Origin of the sequence: Muriicola jejuensis, assembly GCF_010671595.1 — a bacterium.
GTDB lineage: Bacteria > Bacteroidota > Bacteroidia > Flavobacteriales > Flavobacteriaceae > Muriicola > Muriicola jejuensis.
The window spans coordinates 1525878-1546056 of sequence record NZ_JAABOP010000001.1; the positions used below are offsets into that span (position 1 = coordinate 1525878).

Here is a 20179-nt window from a genome sequence, read left to right on the forward strand (position 1 = left end):
ATTATCTATTGCTAATGATGTGCATGATGGCAGTGCTGGGGAATGCCCAGGAGATTGTGATAACAGGTCAGGTTCTGGAATACCGGGATCGAAAAGGACTGCAGGGGGTCTTAGTCAGTCTGGAAGGAGATGATGGCCAGGTGATGACTGACCGTTTGGGGAACTTTCGCCTGACGACAACTGCAAAAGGCCCTCAAACCCTGCTGATTTCCGCCCCGCAATACCAAACCATGACCTTTCCCCTAATGATCGGAAAGGAACCTGTCGCGCTGGGACCGGTTTTTATGAAACGCGACCTCGAAATAGAAAAGACCGACAACCTTATAACCCTTACGGAATTTGACCTTATCGATGAAGCCGGCTCTAGTTCCAATTCCGGATTTTTACAGGCAACCAGGGACGTCTTTCTCAACCGTGCAGCTTTTGATTTCGGACAGGCATTCTTCCGTGTCAGGGGATATGATTCGAGGGAAGGAAAGGTCCTGATCAACGGGGTTCCCATGAATCGGAACTGGGATGACAGGCCACAGTGGAACAATTGGGGCGGACTCAATGATGCCACCAGGGACCAGGAATTTAGCTTCGGCCTGGAAGCTTCTGATCATGCCTTTGGAGGTCTTTTGGGTACGACCCTTATAGATACCTCCCCTCTGAAGGCAAGGCCGGGAATCCGTATCTCTGCAGCAGCATCCGACAGGACCTACAGGAACAGGCTGATGACGACCTACCATACGGGTCAGGGAAAACGGGGATTTGCGCATTCCCTTTCCCTTTCTCGCCGATGGGCGGAGGAGGGCTATGTGCATGGAACGCCCTATGATGCCTATTCCATCTTTATCTCTTCCGGCATCGCCCTGAACGAAGAACATTCCATTGCCTTCACGGTCATCAATGCCTATAACAGTCGTGGTCGTTCTGCGGCTCTGACCGATGAGGTCTCAGAACTGGCAGGGCCGCGCTACAATCCTTACTGGGCGAAGCAGGGAGATACATGGAGGTCTTCCCGAATGCGGACCCTTCAGGAGCCCTTACTCATGCTGAATTATGAATACGCAAGGAAGGATTTCCGTCTGAGGGTTAATACGGCTTATCAGACAGGAGGGGTGAGTTATACGCGAATCGGGTATTTTGATGCCCCAAATCCGGACCCTACTTATTACCGCTACCTCCCCAGCTTTTACCGCAACAGTCCGATCGGAGCAAACTATACCGGTGCTAATGAGGCGAGGGAAGGTTTTCAGTTAAGGTCTCAATGGCCGTGGGCAGACCTCTACGAGGCCAATGCGGCTCCCGCCTTGGAAGGCAGGGCAGCCTACGCTTACTACGAGGACAGGAACGAGGAAGACAGTTTTACTACCAATACGGTTATAAACCTGCCCCTGGGTAAGGTAATTAGGGTGGATGCAGGGATGGCCCTTCAGTACTCGACAATACAGAGTTTTTCACGGGTCAACGATCTTATGGGTGCGACTTTCCTGCTGGATATGGATACCTTTTCCAATACCCGCAACGACCTTAACGGAAAGATTGACAAGCAGGAAGGTGAGATCTTTGGGTACCATTACAGGATCGATGCCAGGAGCCTTACAAGTTTTATACAAACCCGTTTCATCCGGAAACAATGGGATTTTTATGTCGCTGGAGAATATGCTGAAAAGAGTTTTCGGAGAGACGGGTTTTTTTTGAATGAACGATTTCCAAATCAATCCTTTGGAAAAGGAGAGAATACGCAGTTCACTTATGGGGGAATAAAGTCAGCCCTTTCCTATGGGATCAGCTCCAGACATTGGATAAAGGCCCACATATACAATGGCAGGAGACCGCCTCTGTTAAAACATTTGTTCGTGAATCCGAGGGAAAGCAACCAGGTTGTCCCGGGAATTGAGGAAGAAACCGTGTTTAGTGCAGATGTGAACTACCACCTGCGATTGCCAGGGCTCAAAGGCAGGGCCTCCGCCTATTATTCCAGGTTCCAGCACGGCACTGAGGTCAACTTTTTTTACGTGGATTCAGGATTCGGATCCGACTTTGTACAGGAGGTGGTTACCGGTCTGGACAGGTTGCACAAGGGAGTGGAAATCGGATTGGAATACCAGGTCTCACCCACCACCAGGACCAGCCTGGTAGCCTCCGTGGGAAGCTTTACCTATGCAAGCGATCCTGATATATCCATTAATTTTGATACATCAGATGCCGAGGGGGAGATGCGGCAAACGAATGGAAGCATTGATCTGGGTACCGCCTTGATCAAAGGATACAAATTGCCGCAGGGACCACAGACAGCCCTATCGATCGGGATTGAATACAGGGACCCGGACTACTGGTGGATAGGTGCAACGGCCAACTACCTTGCAGACAATCACATTGACATCGCCTTTATTAAAAGAACCCCCAGTTTTAAGATTGATCCGCTGACCGGACGGCAGTTTGAAAGTATTGAGGAGGGCGACCTTCGAACTATGCTGAACCAGGATCCCATCCCTCCCGTTTACCTCCTCAATCTTACAGGTGGCAAGTCCTGGTTGCACAAAGGAAAATACATAAGTGCGTTCCTGAGTGTGAACAACCTCTTTGATGTGGTGTATAAATCCGGAGGATATGAACAAAGCCGCAACGGGAATTACGGTCAGATGTACAGGGACCACCTCAGCGGGTCGCCCTCTTTTGGTCCTAAATACTGGTATGGGTTTGGGCGGACCTTCTTCCTGAACTTAGCAATAAGTTTTTAGCATGGAAATAATAAATAAGAAAGCCCGTTGGATCCCTGTACTTGCTCCTTTGCTGCTTCTGGTTCAGGCATGCCTCATGCAGGAGGACTGGGAAGTTCCCTCGAGTGAATGCGTATCGGAACTATCCCCGAACATTACCCTGAGGGAGGTGCTGGACTCTTATCAGGGGAGTACTCAGGAGATCCTGGATGATTGGGTGATGGAGGCCTATGTGATCTCTTCAGATGAGACCGGTAATTTCTTCAATACCCTGCATCTGCAGGATAGAATCGCTGACCCTGAGGGAGGTATACAGGTCGAATTCGAATTTCGGGACTCTCATCTGTTCTTTCCTCCGGGTCAAAAGGTATTCCTGAAACTGAAAGGGCTTTTTCTCGGCAAGAGCAAGGGGATCTTCAAACTTGGGAGCTCCTATACATCTTTTGGCAACCTGCAGGTCGGCAGGATCCCTAAACACGCGGTTGGCAACCATGTCCTGAAAGCTTGCGAAGCTCCTATGGCACTCAGGCCGAAAACAGTCGCCATACCCGATCTGACGTCCCAACCGGCGAACACCCTGGTCCGGCTGGAGAATTTGGAATTCGCTCAGGAATTACTAGACTCCACCTATGCCCAGAGTGAAGTACCCACACTGCGCAGGTTACTGGATTGTGAAGATCGGGAGATATCTCTGATGACCAGCGGATATTCTGATTTCTACGAGAAAACTTTACCTGCCGGGATGGGACCCATCACGGCTGTCTACTATCCCGAAGGGGGCAAAGCCCTCCTGGTGGTCAGATCAGAGGAAGACCTGGATCTGACAGCAGAAAGATGTGAGGAATTGATCACAGAATTCACATCCGATTCCCTTATCTTTTCAGAACTCGCGGACCCCGATAACAATAGTGCTGCCAGGTATGTCGAATTGTTCTATGCAGGAGATCAACCGCTTTCTCTTAATGGATGGCATATAGACCGGTACACGAATGACAATACGGAAAGAGGATCTTCCATAGACCTGTCTGATATCACGGTCAACTCGGGTCAATTTCTCCTCATTGCATCCAACGCCGCGGTTTTTCAGGAGATCTATGGTACAGCTCCGGATATCGAAGGGGGGTTGAACAGTCCTGCGGATTCCAACGGGGACGACAACCTCGTTTTGGTGGATCCCTTCGGAACCATCATCGATATCTTTGGAATCATAGGGGAAGATGGTTCCGGAACAGCACATGAATTTGAGGACGGCAGGGCATTCCGTAAAGAAGACATTAACAAAGCTAATCCTGTTTTCGACCCCTCGGAATGGGAAGTGTTCAATGATACAGGTGCATCCGGGACCGTGAACCAGCCCCAAAGGGCCCCTCAGGATTTTACTCCGGGTTCGAGGGGATGAGATTCATATAGACAGCCTTAATCAGAAGTTCTGTATGCGTATTTGAGCAGGGTATCCATACTTGTAAAATCCAGGGCCTTTTCGTGTGTGGCTTCCAGGATCACAGGGGGTGCCACACCGGCCTTTTCTGCCTCTATCCATCGGGTTACGCACAAACACCACTGGTCTCCGGGTTTCAGACCGGGGAATTGCCATTGGGGAATGGGAGTGATCAGGTCGTTACCCCTGCTTTTTGAGAATTCCAAAAATTCCTGGGTCACCCTGGCACAGACCACATGGGTCCCGAGGTCTTCCTGTTTGGTTCTGCAGTAACCATCCCTGAAGTATCCCGTTACCGGGTCGGTGCAACAGGATTCCAGGGGAAGTCCGAAGACATTGAGCGCTTGTGGTTCCATACGGCAATATACTCGAATTCCTCCATATCTCATGGAGGCAAAATTTCGGATCAGGATAGACCGATAGAGGAATTCTATGGTTTCAGGTTCAACCTCCTGAGCAATATTGTACCTTTATAGTAGCTAAAATCGGATCAATGGAACAGGATTCTTTTTTCAATGCGATTAGGCAGGGGGATCTCCAAACAGTCAAATCCCTGGGCGACAAAAACTCCAAACTTTTACGCTCCAGGGACGGAAGAGGGTCAACCCCTTTGCTCCTCGCGGCCTACTACAACCGGGAAGACATCGTGGATTACCTGCTCGAAAAAGGAGTAGAAGTGGATGATAAGGACGGGGCGGGCAATACGGCGCTTATAGGTTGTTGCTTCAAGGGCTATACCGGAGTGGCAAAGAGGCTGATCAGGGCAGGGGCCGATGTAAACGCCACAAACACTCTGGGTTCCACGGGCCTCATCTATGCCGTGACCTTTAACCAGCTGGAGATCGCGAAATTGCTGTTGGGTCATGGTGCCCAAACACAGATCAGGGATGCGAAGGGGTACTCTGCCCTGGATCATGCCAGAATGCAGGGCTTTGCTCAATTGGAATCTTTATTAACACTCACTTCCTGATAGGTATACGAAGTTGGAAACATCCCTTGATATAGCACTTGTTCAGACCTCTCTCTTCTGGCATGACCCGGAGAAGAACCGAGAGCACTTTACTTCCCTCATCGATGGAATCAGCAAGAAAGTCGACCTCATCGTATTGCCCGAAACCTTTACCACCGGATTTACCATGACCCCTACGGAAATAGATCCTTCTGAAGGTGAACTCACCCTCAGCTGGATGAAGGAAATGGCGCAGAGGCAAGATGCTGCCATTGCAGGGAGCATTCCCTTTTTCGAAAAAGGGCAATATACCAACCGACTCTTCTTTGTGGAGCCGGACGGGAGCTTTCGCTATTATGACAAGCGGCATACCTTTACCCTTGCCGGGGAACACCTCTCCTACGCCCGTGGCGATAAAAAACTGATCCTCGACTTTCGTGGCTTTCGCATTTGCCCTATGATCTGTTATGACCTTCGTTTTCCGGTTTGGGCTAGGAATACACAGGATTATGACCTGCTGCTTTTTGTGGCCAACTGGCCAAAGCCCAGGATCGACGCCTGGGACACCCTGCTCAAGGCGAGGGCCATAGAGAATATGGCATTTTGCATTGGAGTGAACAGGGTGGGGGTCGATAAGAACGGGTATGAATACCCAGGTCATACGGCCTGTTACGACGGATTGGGAAAACAGATGGCCTTTTCCACTAAAGATGAGGTACTTTTGGTTAACCTGAATAAATCAAATCTGAAGAAGGTCAGGGATCAGCTGAGGTTCCTGGATGATCGGGATGCTTTTACTCTTCAATAAGGAAGAGCTGCTCGAGTTCCCAATTGGCCCTTACCTCGATCTCGGAAGGGAAGTAGACCACTCTTTCGGGTTGTATCTTCCTGAATAAATCCCCTGTGTCCCAGCGTCCATTATCATTGGTATCAAAGATCGCCCGGACGAGGTATTTCCCGGGACTGAGCAGATTGAATTCAAAGACCCCATCATCCCTTGCGTCGGTGGACCGGATCATCTTGCCATTAGGATCGGTCAGCTCCAGGAGTACAGGATATGGGAGGGCGCTTTCAAGGCGGACGCGCAAATTGCCATAGTCGGCATAGCTGCCGGTGGTAAGCCGATAATTCAGGGTGTCATTCCCATCTCCGAAAATATCCGAAAGTGCACCGGGGAGAAGCCTGAGGGAATAGGTCTCATTGGGCTCCTTCTTAAAATCGAAGATCACCCGGTTTAAAGTAGTATCCAGGAGCATTTCAAGGGATTGAGGCACGGAATCCCTGTTGATCATGGACACTCTCGAAGAATCTTTTGCCCGAAGGGGAATGTTGGCCGAGATATACATGGTGTCCAGGAACCCTATGTTGCTTCTGTAACTCGGGGTCAGCTGGAGGGTATCTTTCGTGAGGCTACGGGACTTTACCGTGAATGTATCCCTTTGCTGCAGCCTTGGGTTGACCACCTCAAAAACGAGAGAATCCGGTTCAAAGGGTGTGAACCAGAAATTGAGGGAGTCCCGGTTGGGTACTTTTGAAAGGTAGGTCGATACGGAGTCAGGGATGTTGCTCACCGGGTTGATCTCCAAAGGATCCCCTGGTCCTTTATAGCCGAACAGGATCCGGTTGGAAGCCTCAAATTTGGGTACAGAAAGGCTGTATTCGGGCACTTCCCGGAACAGGCTTAAAAGGAATATGGAATCCGTGGGCAGGCTGATCGTATCTGCCACAAAACCGATCTTGTCCACCACGGGATCGTACAGATTGTTCTTGGCCTCATCCTTGACGGCGATCAGCCGGTATTTCCCCGCCTTGAGGTATTGCAGCTTGAATATGGTGGTACTGTCCTGAGTATTGGCGAGGTAATTGGGAGGCGATTTTCTGATCACGGTGTCCGTATAGGTCGAATCGATCTCGTAGAGCATCACACTGATAAAATCGTCTGTTTCTCTGTTGAAAGCATCCTTGACCACACCCAGAAGGGAGAGAGAATCCAGGTAGTCCCCCGTGGAAAAGACGTAGGTCAGATAGGGATAGGGATTGTTTTCGTTATTATCCACTATGCTTTCCCCAAAATTAAGGGTGTATGTGGTATTTTCTTTAAGGGTATCCTTGATCACTATCTCCACATATTTTCGGGCCCCGCCCTGGGGGCTGATGTCAGGGGGGTACTTGAAAGGAGGGGAGACGATCAGTTTGTTCTGCACATCCTGCAGCTTGATGTATTCATCGAAGTACAAACGTATTTTATTCCCTTTGAAGTTGGTGCTGAGGTTCTCGGGCTCGGCCCTGAGCAGTACGGGGGGTTCCATGTCTTTTGGACCCCCTGTCGGACTTCCGCGACGGGCGCACTGATGAAGGGCGAGCGCCAGGCAAAACAGGAAGATCCCTGAAATAAATCGCTTTAAGTGCACCATGAAGCCCGATGTTTGGGCAAAGAAACAACTAATTTGCAGAATTCGAAAATCAGGGGACCATCGCTATGGCGGCAATGTAAACCTCCATATCCTGTGCTTGGGAGAAAGCCTGGACACAGGCTTCCAGCGTGGCTCCCGTGGTGATCACATCATCCATGAGGAGTACTTTTTTTCCACTGAGTTCTGTGACGTCCGTAACCCGGAACAAGGGGCGTTGGTGTTGCCATCTGAACAGCCTCGACTTCCTGGTTTGGGTCTGAGTATGGGTGCTCTTCTCCAGCAGATCTTCCCTATGCAAAGTACATAGCATCCGGGCCACTTCCATACTGAATCCGGAGACCTGGTTATAGCCTCTTTTTTTGAGCTTTTTGGGATGGAGGGGAACCGGGATGACCAAATCAGGGACCGGAAGTGCCTTATCCTCCGAGAGAATCTTCCCATACCACTTCCCCAGGAAGGGGCCTATCTGCCTTTGATTCCTGTATTTGAGGTGGTGTATGAGGTTGCGTACAATGCCTTTTTCCTGAAAATAGAGGAAACAGGAGGCTTTTTTGATGGGGATTCGTCCGTAAAACACCCGGTCTAAACGATTTTCTGCCGAAAAATTGAACTCGGTAAGCGGCAATTGGTCTCGACAAGGAACACACAAAGTTTGCTCTCCCCGATATAATCGTGCATTACATCCAAAACAGACTTGAGGGAACAGAACCGTGTTCAGATCATTTAGTATATTTGGTAGCTTAGTAATATTCAAATCTTTACGCATTAAAACCTACTTGCAACGTACCTCCCAGCGAATGGATCTTCAGGAAAATACATTCAACTACAAAATCATTCTTGCGGCATTGGTGGCGGTGATTATTGGTATCCTGATCGCCTTTTACTACAGTTATGCACAAAGCCAGAACCAGATCACTTACCTCGAAGATGAAAAGACCCTGTTGGTCCGTGACCTGACCCTTATGAAAACGGAGGTCGACCGCCTCTCTGCACTCAACGAGGTCAACGAAATAGAACTTCAGGATTCCAAGGACAGGGTCCAGCAACTGCTCGACTCCGTAGGGCGCTTGAATTTCACCATCGGCAAATTGAGCGAATTTAAGTCCCAACTCCGCAAATTGGAAGCACAATACGACAGTATCAAGCTCAACAATAATCTGCTGAGGTACAACAACAGGCTCTTGGCCAACCAGTATGAAGAAACGCGCGAAATGCTGGAGGAGCTAAGGGGTAAGAGCAATTCCCTGGCGCAAACCGAGGCGCTGCTTCGCAGGAAGAATCAGGAATTAAGCCGGGAACTCAAGATGAAGAGCTACCTAAACCTTATCAATGCAGAGGGAAGCGGATTCAGGATGAGAAGCGGCAAGCCTATCAAGACCAACAAGGCATCCACCATAGAGAAGCTGAGGGGATGCGTAACCATTCAGGAAGACCCGGATATCCTCGCTCCCAAAGAGAAGGTCATTTATCTTCAATTCCTGGGTCCGAATATGGGTATCATTGAAGATAATGCCAATGTTATCTCCGTAAATGGAAATATCTACAGCAAAAGGGTAACCCTGATCTTCAGAGGGGAGGAAATGAGTGTTTGTGATTTCATCACGGTACCCGAGGGGTCCCTCCTTGAGGGCACTTATACCCTCAATGTGTTCGAGGACGAGAAATTGCTGGCTACCACCGAATTTCAGTTAAAATAATCCCTGCAGTCTTTCCGTAAAATTCTATTTTTGCCCCATGGCAAATCAAGAGGACATTTTTAAAAAGGTAATATCACATGCCAAGGAATACGGGTATGTGGTGCAGTCGAGTGAGATTTACGACGGCCTGAGTGCGGTGTACGACTACCTTCAGAACGGGGCAGAGCTCAAAAAGAATATAAGGGAATACTGGTGGCAGGCGATGGTACAGCTCCATGAGAACATCGTGGGTATCGATGCCGCCATCTTTATGCACCCCACAACCTGGAAAGCCTCAGGGCACGTAGACGCATTTAACGACCCCCTCATAGACAATAAGGATTCCAAGAAACGATACAGGGCCGATGTGCTCGTAGAAGAACACGTGGCTAAGATCGAGGCCAAGATCGAGAAAGAGGTGTCAAAGGCTGCCAAGCGTTTTGGGGATGCCTTTGACGAGGCCCAGTTCAGAGCCACCAATGCCAGGGTGATGGAATATCAGGAAAAGGCGGATACCATTATCAAAAGGCTAGCCCGGTCCCTGGAGAAGGAAGATTTGGAGGATGTGAAGAACCTCATCCTGGAACTCGATATCGTATGTCCGGTATCCGGTTCCAAGAACTGGACGGATGTCAAGCAGTTCAATCTGATGTTCGGCACGAAGCTGGGCGCTACGGCCGAATCTGCCATGGACCTGTACCTCCGTCCGGAAACTGCACAGGGTATCTTCGTGAATTTTCTGAACGTCCAGAAATCCGGGCGAATGAAGATCCCTTTTGGGATCGCCCAGATCGGAAAGGCATTCAGGAACGAGATCGTGGCCCGTCAGTTCATCTTTAGGATGCGGGAGTTCGAGCAGATGGAGATGCAGTTCTTTATCAGGCCCGGCACACAGAAGGAATGGTATGAGACCTGGAAACAGACCCGTATGAAATGGCACCTTTCCCTCGGTATGGGGGCAGAGAATTACCGCTTCCACGACCATGAGAAACTCGCCCATTACGCAGACGCCGCTGCGGATATAGAATTCCGTTTCCCCTTTGGATTCAAGGAACTCGAAGGGATCCACTCCCGAACCGATTTCGACCTGGGAAGCCATGAGAAATACTCCGGTAAAAAACTCCAGTATTTTGATCCCGAGTTGGAAGAGAGCTATGTCCCTTACGTCATAGAGACCTCCATTGGCCTCGATCGTATGTTCCTGGCCATCCTGTCCCATTCTTTGGTGGATGAAGAGCTGGAGAACGGATCGACCCGCACCGTGCTGAAGATCCCGGCCGTGCTGGCGCCGACCAAAGCCGCGGTACTACCCCTGGTGAAAAAGGACGGACTCCCCGAGATCGCTCAGGAGATCATGGATGAACTGCGCCTCGATTTCAACGTGTCTTACGATGACAAGGACGCGGTCGGCAGGAGGTACAGGAGACAGGATGCAGCGGGTACCCCTTTCTGTATCACCGTTGACCACCAGACGCTGGAAGACCGAACGGTCACCCTGCGCCACCGCGATACCATGGAACAAAGACGACTTCCGATTGAAGAACTGCACGGAGCTATCGACCGAGAGGTGGGGATGAGGCACTGGCTCAAAAAGATCCTGTAGCTTATAGGGAATATCTGAGGCGAATGCTCCCGTATACATTCCGGGCGTTGCCGGGATAATAATACCGGGGTTCTGCCCCGCCGAAGGCATTCGTATTAATCAGCACGGATTGTGCATACCGTACGTTGAAGAGGTTGTTGATGCCGAAACTGAGTCCCAGGCCGAAGCGGTTACTCAGATTCTTTTCATACCGCCATTTCGTCCCGAAGAGATGGAAGGGATCGCTGAAGAGGGTATTGGCGTCGGTGAGTGGGATGCTGCCCACATATTGGTGGGTTGTATTCCAGAAAAAGCGGTTGCCGTACCGGAATTGAACGCCACTGTTGAATCGGTGCCGGGGTACGCCGGTAAGCGGGTTCCCCGAAAAATCATCGTCTCCGTCCACAAAATCTACAAACTGATGATCGCTGAATGTGTAGTTGACAAACGGCATCAGTTCCCAATCCGAGCCCAGTACCCATCGGTAGTTCAAGGCGACTTCCAGTCCCCTGTGTCTGGTCTTTCCGGCATTTCTTCCCACAAACTGATCGTCCCCAACCCGCTCTGCGACCAGCAGATTCTTCACGTCCATCTGGTAAAGAGTGAGAAGAATATGTAATTTGCTGTCTAAAAGGAATAACTGGGAACCAATCTCGTAATTCACCCCTTTTTCCTGTTCGATATCCGGGTTGATAACCCCCTCCGGCGTCAGGGTCTCCTCTACCGTGGGATTGGAAAACCCCCTGCTGATGTTCGCATAGAGGGTTTGGTAGTCAGAGAACCGGTAACTCAGGTTGATACTGGGCAGGGCGATGGTCCTGAAATCCCGGGCGGCACTCCGGTTAGCATCACCTGGGTTAAAGCGGTCGCGGAAATCGTATTGGGTATGGTTGATGTTCAGGCCCAGTTGCAGGTTCAGATGATTGAAGACTTCAGTGTTCAGGGTGCCGAATGCATTGATCTGGGCCCTGAATTCCCGGTTGTCTGCAAAAAGATCTCCTTGCAGGCTCCCTTCTCCTGCATTGTCCTGATAATCATTCTCGAATTCCCTCCAGGTGTATTCGTCCTTGTAGAGTTCCGTGCCAAATGAGTACTCGGTTTTCCGCTCGAAGAGGTTTGTCGACCCCTTGAAATGGGTGCGCAGGCCAAACCCGTTGGTGTATTCATCCAGGATCCCGAAAGGCCGGGCCTCGTAATGGTCGAGGTAAGAATAAAAGATACTGCTAGTATTCCGGAAGTTCGAAGAAAATCGGTGGGTGTAATTCAGTCCGACCAGGGTATACCGGTTGTCCTCGAAACCCTTTGAGGCTGCCCATGTAAATGCCGCCTGAGTAGGATCTTCCTCAAAGGCGGTGATTCCCAGAGAGCTGGGGATCTGGGCAATGTAGTCGACATAGTTCACCAGGATCCCAATTTCATTCCGGTCATTCAGGGAATAGGATGTGCGCAACAATAACCCATCTCTTTCGAAGCGGTTGTTCTCCCTGTACCCGTCCGTCTCCAGATGTTCGTAATTCAGGTTCACCTTCAATCGTTCATCCGTCTGGGAGAAAGCGAGGTTGTTCTTGAACAGATTGTAGGAGCCGAAGGTAGTATGGTTGCTGAACCTGGTCCCCTGCCCGAGTCCTTCCCGAGTGCTCAGGAGAATAGCGCCACCCAGGTTGGTCCCAAACGTAGTTGCCTTTGGGCCTTTTACCACCTCCACCTGGCTGAAATTCTCGAGATCGAACGCTTCTATACTCGAAAACCCGCTTCCGTTGGTCACCGGGATCTCATCGTAATAGAGCCGGAGTTTGTCCGTGCCAAAGAGGGTGCGGGCGCCTATACCCCGTATAGTGATCCGGTTGGTATTCAGCGCCCCCGAAAGGATGTATACCCCCGGGATCTGGTTGATGGCCGATACGGCATCTACCGGGCTGAAATTGTCAAAGATCTTCTCCCCGATGATCTGCGATGGGATGATCCCTTCGGTTTGTTTTACCTTTTTCTCCTCCAGGAGGAGGACCTCAGGTAAAACGGTAACACTATCAGAGGGGATGCTCTTCTGACCGAACAGGATAAGGGTGTAGAAAAAACAGGGGATTAATAGAAAGATCGACCTCATGTGAAAAAACTGAGGCGCAAAAATACGCATTAAAAGCGGAATCCCAGGGAAATACCCCCCCGGGGGACGACCTCAGGGGCAAAATCCGAATCGAGAAAATTGCGCCCTATCCCACCGTACACCTCCGCCAAAAATCCTCTTTTGGAAATGAATTTAGCGCCTATGCTGACTCCCAGGGCAAAGTCGGTATACTGTTCATCAGAACGGATCAGGTTCCCGGTTTGCTCGTCGAAATAGGTGAATACATCTTCATTGCCTGAATTCAACATGGCAAAGCCTTCCACAAAAAATCCACTGGCATAGCTCCTGGAAAAATACTTGCGGTAGAACGGGGTGAATGAAAAACTCCGATCGTATCCGATATCCTCATCGTATTCACCGATCCTTAACAAGAGTCCGAAACCGAATGAGGTCTCCTCGTTGATCAGTCGCTCATAGGTGAGATCTGCAAATTTAAAGGCGATCAGGTTAAACACATTCAGCTTTAGCTCATTCTGTTGTATTCCGGGATTGGGTTCCTCCACAGGAAGAGTGTCCTGGGCCGAAGAAAGGTTTGTGGCCATTGTGAATAACAGAGCGGCCATCCAGAGGTATTTCATTCGCATAATCTTTTTGGAAAGATAGGTCGAAATGAGGAAAATCCAAGGCTGTTTTTTATCCAATTTTGGAGACAGCAACCCTGCATTGGGCTAGAACCTCGGTTTTCTCAAATGCCCTGGATTCTTTATTTTCGGACGAAATTTGAATGTATGAAGATCGTATCCTACAATGTCAATGGCATCCGTGCCGCCCTCAATAAAGGGTTTTTGGAGTGGCTTGAGGGCGTAGATCCCGATGTGGTCTGCCTGCAGGAGATCAAGGCGATGGAAGAACAGCTCGATGTGGGCCTGTTTGAAAAGGCGGGGTATCCCTACCACTACTGGTTTAGTGCAGAGAAGAAAGGGTATAGCGGAGTGGCCATCCTTTCCAAAAAGCAACCGGACCACGTGGAATTCGGCACAGGGATCGAATATATGGACAAAGAAGGCAGGAATCTGAGGGCTGATTTTGACGGGGTCTCTGTGATGAGCCTCTATATCCCTTCCGGGACCAACATTGAAAGGCTGGATCACAAACTTCAGTACATGGCGGATTTCCAGGATTATGTAGATGATCTCAAAAAGGAGAACCCTAACCTTGTGATCCTGGGGGATTACAACATCTGCCATAGGGCCATTGACATACACGACCCTGTACGGAACAAGAATGTCTCGGGCTTTCTGCCCGTAGAACGGGAATGGATAGGCAACTTTATCGACAGCGGGTTTATCGACAGTTTCCGGTATTTTAATCAGGAGCCCCACCAGTATACCTGGTGGACCTACAGGGCCAATGCGCGCAATAAGAACAAGGGATGGCGACTGGATTACGGGATGGTCAGCCAATCCCTGGAGGAACGCCTGCGAAGGTCTGTGATCCTTTCGGCGGCAAAACACAGCGACCATTGTCCCATCCTTGTGGAGCTGGAAACCCCATAGTTTTACTTTACCCTTCTGATCCCTACCTTTGCGGCCGAATTCAAACCGGAATACCATGATCTATACCACGTTGCCGCATACCGATATCGAAGTGAGCAAGATCTGCCTGGGGACCATGACCTGGGGGAAACAGAATACAGAGGAAGAAGGCCATCAGCAAATGGACTACGCCCTCGACCAGGGGGTTAATTTCTTCGATACGGCAGAGTTATACCCCATCCCGGCCCACCCCGATCGATATGCCCTGACGGAGAAGATCATCGGCAACTGGTTTGTGAAAACCGGGAACAGGGACAAGGTAGTACTGGCATCCAAGATAGCCGGTAAGGCCGAATTCACCAAGTTCATCAGGACCACCGGTTTCAGAAAGGAATCTTTAATAGAGGCCGTCCATGGCAGCCTTGAGCGGTTGCGCACAGACTATATCGACCTCTACCAGCTTCACTGGCCTGAGCGTACAACCAATTACTTCGGCCAAAGGGGGTACAGGCACGACCTGTCTGATTTCTGGCAAGACAATATCCACCAGGTCCTGGAGACCCTGAGGGATTTGATAAAGGAAGGGAAGATACGCCATGTGGGCCTTTCCAACGAGACCCCATGGGGTACAATGAGGTTCCTGGAAGAGAGCAAGGTGCACGAAGGCCTGCCTCGTATGATCACTATACAAAACCCCTACAGTCTTCTGAACCGCACCTTTGAGGTAGGACTGTCAGAAATTTCCATACGGGAAAAAATTGGGTTGCTTGCCTATTCCCCCCTGGGATTCGGGGTGCTCAGCGGGAAATACCTGGGGGGCAAAAAGCCCGAAAATGCAAGGATTACTCTATTCCCGGCCTATAAAAGGTACAGTAATGAACAGGCCCAGAAGGCCACGCAAAAATACTCTGAGCTGGCTGGGGAGCACGGCCTATCCCTGACTCAGATGGCCTTGTCCTACGTGAACTCAAGGCCCTTCCTTACGAGCAACATCATTGGGGCAACCTCCATGGAACAGCTGAAGGAAAATATCGGCAGCATCCACGTAAACCTCTCGGATGAAGTGCTCAAGGGGATAGAAGTGATCCATCAGGAAATTCCGGATCCGGCACCCTGATTTAGAAATTCTTTTGATCCACATCGTTCACGAAGCGGATCACTCCATCAAAATAGGTCTTCTGATCATCGTACTGAGACAAATGGCTCCCGTTTGGACAGTAAAGGTACCTGCCGTTCTGTACTTCTTTTGACATCCATTCCATATGGGAAGGGTCCATGGTATCATGCTGTGCCCCGATCACCAGGGTAGGCACACGGATCTCTTTCATCCGGTCCTTTACATCCCAGTCCTTCAGCGTGGCGTCACCGGTAATGCCGAATTCGCTGTACCCCTGCATATGGACATACACCTGGTTGTTTGCGTGCTTCAGGGCACGCATGACCGCTTCCGGCCACTGGTCCGGAGGCATGCGCAGGACGTGTTCCGTATAGTAGTGTTCGAAGAGCAGTTCGCCATACCTGGGGTTGGCAAAATCTTCCGCATCTTCCATGGCCTTGATCTCTTTGTAGATCTCCGGGTCCATCTGGGGCCCTAATACGGTTTGCGCATAGGCGTTGTACTCGGGCACGCTGCTCATCATGTTAGAGATAACCAGTCCCTTGAGGTGCTCCTGGTACTTGAAGGCATACTCCATGGCCAGGATCCCGCCCCAGGACTGCCCGAGGAGATAAAAGTTGGAGGCGTCCAGCCCGAGGGCTTTACGCACCTGTTCCACTTCCTCCACAAAGCGTTCCGTGGTCCACAGGCTGAGGTCGTCTGGCTGATCGCTGTAATATGAGCCCAACTGATCGTAATAGATATATTCGATGCCCTCCTGGGGGAAATAGCCATCAAAGCACTCATAAAGCTCATGGGTCATCCCTGGTCCGCCATGGAGCAAAAGAACCTTTATGGTGGGATTGTTCCCGATGCGTTTGGTCCAGACCCTGAAGGTGCCTTTATCTGTGGTGATGGGGATCATTTTGATCCCCCCTGTGAACTGATCGTCCCGGTTCTCAAAACTCAGATACTCTTCACAGGCAGTGTTATCTGACTTCCCTTCCTCTTTGGGCGCATCCTGACAGGACCACAGGAAGCATAGAAAAACGAAGATGCTGGCAAATGCTTTCATAATCGCGATTTTGGTGAAGTTTAAAGGTAAAAATTATCGGGATATGTCAACCGAACAATTCCCGGATGACATCTTCTATTTTAGACACCTTGCTGATCAGGATGTTGTGTTTCTTCAAACCTATTTTGTTGTTCTTGGAAACGAAGATCCGTGTGAAACCCAGCTTTTCCGCTTCCAGGATCCGCTGGTCTATCCTTCTCACCGGCCTGACCTCCCCGGCCAGTCCGATCTCGGCTGCGAAGCAAACCCCTTTTTCCAAGGGGATATCCGAATTGCTTGAAAGTACGGCGGCTACCACCCCCAGGTCAATAGCAGGATCATCCACGGAGATACCACCAGTGATATTGAGAAACACATCCTTCGCGCCGAGTTTAAAGCCGGCCCTTTTTTCGAGTACGGCCAGGAGCATATTCAGTCTTTTGGCGTTGAAACCCGTTGCTGTCCTCTGAGGGGTGCCGTAAACGGCTGTGCTCACCAGGGCCTGTATTTCGATAAGGAGGGGGCGCATGCCTTCCAGGGTGGCGACAATGGCTGTGCCGCTCAGAGCCTCGTCGTATTTAGAGATCAGGATCTCCGAAGGATTGCTGACCTCCCTGAGTCCGTCTCCCTGCATTTCGTAGATCCCGAGTTCTGCGGTGGAGCCGAACCGGTTCTTCAGGGCTCTGAGGATGCGGTACATGTAGTTCCGGTCTCCTTCGAATTGCAAAACCGTATCCACCATGTGTTCCAGGATCTTGGGGCCTGCAATGGTCCCGTCCTTGGTGATATGTCCGACGAGGATCACGGGGGTGCCGGTCTCTTTCGCAAAGCGGATCAGCTCTGCGGTGCACTCCCGGATTTGTGATATACTCCCGGCGGAGGATTCGATGTATTCCGAATGCAGGGTCTGTATGGAATCTATGACCACTATATCCGGGGATACCTCCCTGATCTGCCTGAAGATCAGCTGGGTTTTGGTCTCTGTAAGGATATAGCAATTCTCACTGTCCGGATGGAGCCGCTGTGCCCTCATTTTGATCTGTTTCAGGCTCTCCTCCCCCGAGACATACAGGGTTTTATAAGGCAGACGAAGGGCTATTTGCAGCAAGAGGGTGCTTTTTCCAATCCCGGGCTCACCGCCGAGGAGAACCATGGACCCCGGAACCAACCCACCTCCCAGGACCCTGTTGAATTCCTGGTCTTTGAGGTCGTACCGCACATCGTCATCCGTGTTTATTTCCGAGATGTTTACTGTGGTTGCCGACTTGGGCCCGCCGTTCATGATCGGTTTCCAGTCCGGTTTTTCCTCCTTCTGAACAACCTCCTCCACGATGGTGTTCCATTCCTTGCAGGCCGTGCACTGTCCGGCCCATTTGGCGAACTGGGTTCCACAATTCTGACAAAAAAAAGCGGTTTTGGTCTTGGCCATAGTATGGCTAAAGATATTGTGGTTCCCTCTAATAACAAAAGAAACACCCCGCTAAAAAGCGGGGTGTATAATTCTGTCTTTACCCTTGCCCATTAGAATCCAAAATCGGCTTTGATGGCGTCAATCTTCTCCAGGGCGTGGTCTTTGGTAAGGAAGTCGATCTCCTGCATCCCAAAGGCCTTTTCAAACGTACGCAGGGCCTTTTTGGCCTCTCCCAAATGCTCGTAATACTCCCCCTCGAAGTAAAAACCCATCATGGTATCCGGGAATTCTTTCTTGCACAGATCGGAGAGGGATTTTAAGGACTCAAAATCCTCTTTTTTCCTTGTGGCCGCGTAGATGGCCATGACATCATTCAGGCTTACATCCTTTTTAAAACCGAAGAGTTCTTCAATGGTGCCGTATTTGTCTTCCAGATATTTATAGACGGGTTCATCTGAGGTGAGGATCTCTTCCTTGTATTGCTTGGGGGATATGGGTTTGAAGATCTCGAACATCTTCTCCCAGGCCTTGCCAAGGCCATAGGTGGCTACGGAAACTTCACCGGCCTCCGGATAGGCATCGAAGGTATAATGAAAGGTAGGTTTTTGGATGGTCTTCAGATTCTGGTCCAGGATCCCAATGCCGTTTTTTGCATTTTGCTTGGCTCCACCGGTGATCAGGTGATAGAAGATCTGCTGGTCCATAGCCTGGATTCTTTCTGGGACACGCACTTCCATTTCCGGGGCCAGCCTGGGTGCAATGCTTACAAAAGCATTGAAAAAGGATCGGTCATTGAAAAGGTAATAGTTGCCGAAATTGGCAGTGATGTCATATCCGATGATCATCCTGAATGGGGCCGTACTGTACTTTGTATCGAGGTAAGGCACGATCTCCATTCCTATGAATTCGTAGAACCTCTTACCCTTTTCAGTGGGCAGGCCGGAATCCTCCTCAAAGGCGCAATCTTCTGAACGGAGGTTGTTCTTGCTTTGTTCTATTCCCACGACGATTACCTGGGGCATGCCTTCGAACCTACTGTAGAACTTGGCATGGGCCACTACCTGGTCGAACAGGTATTCCGCGTCAAGAACGACTACCAGGGGATATTTTTTTACCGGGGAATAATCCTCGGGAAAGTAGTAGGAAACATTCCGTCTCTCCTGGAGTTTAAAGGACTCAAAGATTTCGTGGGTCACCTGGGCAAAGGTCAGATGGGTGAACAACAAGCCCAGGGCTATAAGTATGGTATTTTTCATCAAGGTGGTATTTGGTATTGAAAAAACCTACCGGTTTCTGTTCAATAACGGTAAGAGTAGAAAGGATATTGCACCAAATACTACCACCATAAGGGTTTGGGAGATCCACATGATCCAGCCAAAGGCATCCCCGGAAACGGTACTTATCCCGTAAATGGAGAGAGCTTTGCTCACGGCTATGGGATACAGGCCTATGCCACCGTTGGTCGTCGACATCGCAAAAGCCCCTGCAATGAATGCCACGAGGAACTCTGATATGGAAAGCCCCAGGGTTTCAGGCACGGTAAACTTGATCACCCAGAACATCGCTATGTAGGCCCCCCATATAAAGAGGGTATGGAGCAGGAAGAGCCATTTGTACTTCATCCTGAAGATACTCATCACCCCGTCTAATAGCCCTTTGACCAGGTCCTTTAATTTGATGGCCAGGCGGGAGCTCGACCTTCTGAGGAATGCGAGGAATACGAAGAGCATTAAAATCCCTCCTGCCACCAGGACAAGGGTTGCTGTGAGGCCAATGCCATTTGCCTTCAGGTAAGACAGGATGACCGTCGTCTGGGAGATCAGGGCGATGAAAATAATGAGTAACAACATCAGCAGATCGATCACCCGTTCCGTTACAATGGTCCCGAAACCTTTCTGAAAGGGCACCTTTTCATAGGTAGCCAAAGCAGTAGCCCTAAGGACCTCTCCAGATCTTGGGATGCCCAAATTGGCGAAATAGGCAATAAGGATAAAAAGGATGTTGTTGCTGATCCTGGGTTTGTAGCCCAGGGGCTCCAGAAGATAGTTCCATCGGACGGCCCTTGAGATGTGGCTAAGGATCCCAATGCATACTGAGATCCCAACCCAGAACAGGTCGGCCTCCCTGATATACCTGAAGATCTCTCTTCTGTCTTCAGGGGAAGTGCTGCCGTAGGAATACCAAACCAAAAAGACTCCCAGGAGGATAGGGACGACGATCTTGAGAAGTCTTTTGAAACCGGTGTTCAAAG

17 protein-coding genes are annotated in these 20179 nt (G+C 50.2%); 8 read left to right on the top strand and 9 right to left on the bottom strand.

Annotated features, from left to right (window positions below):
* Positions 1–23: 23 nt before the first annotated feature.
* A complete protein-coding gene (locus GWK09_RS06705; protein WP_163692218.1) occupies positions 24–2729 on the top strand; it encodes a TonB-dependent receptor in 2706 nt (901 codons plus the stop codon).
* 1 nt (position 2730) lies between these two features.
* A complete protein-coding gene (locus GWK09_RS06710) occupies positions 2731–4107 on the top strand; it encodes a DUF5689 domain-containing protein (RefSeq protein WP_163692219.1) in 1377 nt (458 codons plus the stop codon).
* A gap of 17 nt (positions 4108–4124) precedes the next feature.
* On the opposite strand, the gene GWK09_RS06715 is transcribed toward GWK09_RS06710, so the two are convergent.
* A complete protein-coding gene (locus tag GWK09_RS06715; RefSeq protein ID WP_163692220.1) occupies positions 4125–4502 on the bottom strand; it encodes a DUF2237 family protein in 378 nt (125 codons plus the stop codon).
* 137 nt (positions 4503–4639) lie between these two features.
* Here GWK09_RS06715 and GWK09_RS06720 point away from each other — a divergent pair, with 137 nt between their 5' ends.
* Both GWK09_RS06720 and GWK09_RS06725 read left to right on the top strand, forming a co-directional pair.
* Positions 4640–5116 carry an ankyrin repeat domain-containing protein gene (locus GWK09_RS06720; protein ID WP_163692221.1) on the top strand — a complete coding sequence of 159 codons (477 nt, stop codon included), beginning with the start codon at positions 4640–4642 and terminating at the stop codon, positions 5114–5116.
* A 13-nt stretch (positions 5117–5129) separates the two neighbouring features.
* Positions 5130–5903 carry an amidohydrolase gene (locus GWK09_RS06725; RefSeq protein ID WP_163692222.1) on the top strand — a complete coding sequence of 258 codons (774 nt, stop codon included), beginning with the start codon at positions 5130–5132 and terminating at the stop codon, positions 5901–5903.
* Here the strand turns inward: GWK09_RS06725 and GWK09_RS06730 are convergent.
* A complete protein-coding gene (locus GWK09_RS06730) occupies positions 5890–7509 on the bottom strand; it encodes an Ig-like domain-containing protein (RefSeq protein ID WP_163692223.1) in 1620 nt (539 codons plus the stop codon). The genes GWK09_RS06725 and GWK09_RS06730 overlap by 14 nt on opposite strands.
* Positions 7510–7558: 49 nt before the next feature.
* Complete coding sequence (locus GWK09_RS06735) at positions 7559–8086, bottom strand: ComF family protein (RefSeq protein ID WP_283401216.1); 528 nt, start codon at positions 8084–8086, stop codon at positions 7559–7561.
* A 199-nt stretch (positions 8087–8285) separates the two neighbouring features.
* Here GWK09_RS06735 and GWK09_RS06740 point away from each other — a divergent pair, with 199 nt between their 5' ends.
* Positions 8286–9206: a hypothetical protein gene (locus GWK09_RS06740; RefSeq protein WP_317174502.1), complete on the top strand. Its 921-nt coding sequence runs from the start codon at positions 8286–8288 to the stop codon at positions 9204–9206.
* A gap of 37 nt (positions 9207–9243) precedes the next feature.
* A complete protein-coding gene (locus GWK09_RS06745) occupies positions 9244–10788 on the top strand; it encodes a glycine--tRNA ligase (protein WP_163692225.1) in 1545 nt (514 codons plus the stop codon).
* 1 nt (position 10789) lies between these two features.
* Here GWK09_RS06745 and GWK09_RS06750 read toward each other — a convergent pair whose 3' ends face one another.
* Together GWK09_RS06750 and GWK09_RS06755 are read right to left on the bottom strand one after the other, a co-directional pair.
* Positions 10790–12871, bottom strand: a complete 2082-nt coding sequence (locus GWK09_RS06750; RefSeq protein WP_163692226.1) for a TonB-dependent receptor family protein — start codon at positions 12869–12871, stop codon at positions 10790–10792.
* A gap of 29 nt (positions 12872–12900) precedes the next feature.
* A complete protein-coding gene (locus tag GWK09_RS06755) occupies positions 12901–13470 on the bottom strand; it encodes a DUF3575 domain-containing protein (protein WP_239530718.1) in 570 nt (189 codons plus the stop codon).
* Positions 13471–13620: 150 nt separating this feature from the next.
* On the opposite strand from GWK09_RS06755, the gene GWK09_RS06760 reads away from it, so the two are divergent.
* Both GWK09_RS06760 and GWK09_RS06765 read left to right on the top strand, forming a co-directional pair.
* On the top strand, positions 13621–14388 hold the full coding sequence (locus GWK09_RS06760) for an exodeoxyribonuclease III (protein WP_163692227.1): 768 nt from the start codon (positions 13621–13623) through the stop codon (positions 14386–14388).
* Positions 14389–14443: 55 nt separating this feature from the next.
* Positions 14444–15484 (top strand): NADP(H)-dependent aldo-keto reductase, encoded by a 1041-nt coding sequence (locus tag GWK09_RS06765; protein ID WP_163692228.1) that lies wholly within the window; start codon positions 14444–14446, stop codon positions 15482–15484.
* A gap of 1 nt (position 15485) precedes the next feature.
* Here the strand turns inward: GWK09_RS06765 and GWK09_RS06770 are convergent, their stop codons facing one another.
* From GWK09_RS06770 to GWK09_RS06785, 4 genes are all read right to left on the bottom strand, one after another.
* Positions 15486–16538 carry a proline iminopeptidase-family hydrolase gene (locus GWK09_RS06770; RefSeq protein WP_163692229.1) on the bottom strand — a complete coding sequence of 351 codons (1053 nt, stop codon included), beginning with the start codon at positions 16536–16538 and terminating at the stop codon, positions 15486–15488.
* A 46-nt stretch (positions 16539–16584) separates the two neighbouring features.
* Positions 16585–17946 carry a DNA repair protein RadA gene (gene radA / locus GWK09_RS06775; RefSeq protein ID WP_163692230.1) on the bottom strand — a complete coding sequence of 454 codons (1362 nt, stop codon included), beginning with the start codon at positions 17944–17946 and terminating at the stop codon, positions 16585–16587.
* 92 nt (positions 17947–18038) lie between these two features.
* Positions 18039–19184 carry an alpha/beta hydrolase gene (locus GWK09_RS06780; RefSeq protein WP_163692231.1) on the bottom strand — a complete coding sequence of 382 codons (1146 nt, stop codon included), beginning with the start codon at positions 19182–19184 and terminating at the stop codon, positions 18039–18041.
* A gap of 27 nt (positions 19185–19211) precedes the next feature.
* Positions 19212–20177 carry a lysylphosphatidylglycerol synthase transmembrane domain-containing protein gene (locus tag GWK09_RS06785; RefSeq protein ID WP_163692232.1) on the bottom strand — a complete coding sequence of 322 codons (966 nt, stop codon included), beginning with the start codon at positions 20175–20177 and terminating at the stop codon, positions 19212–19214.
* Positions 20178–20179: the final 2 nt, after the last annotated feature.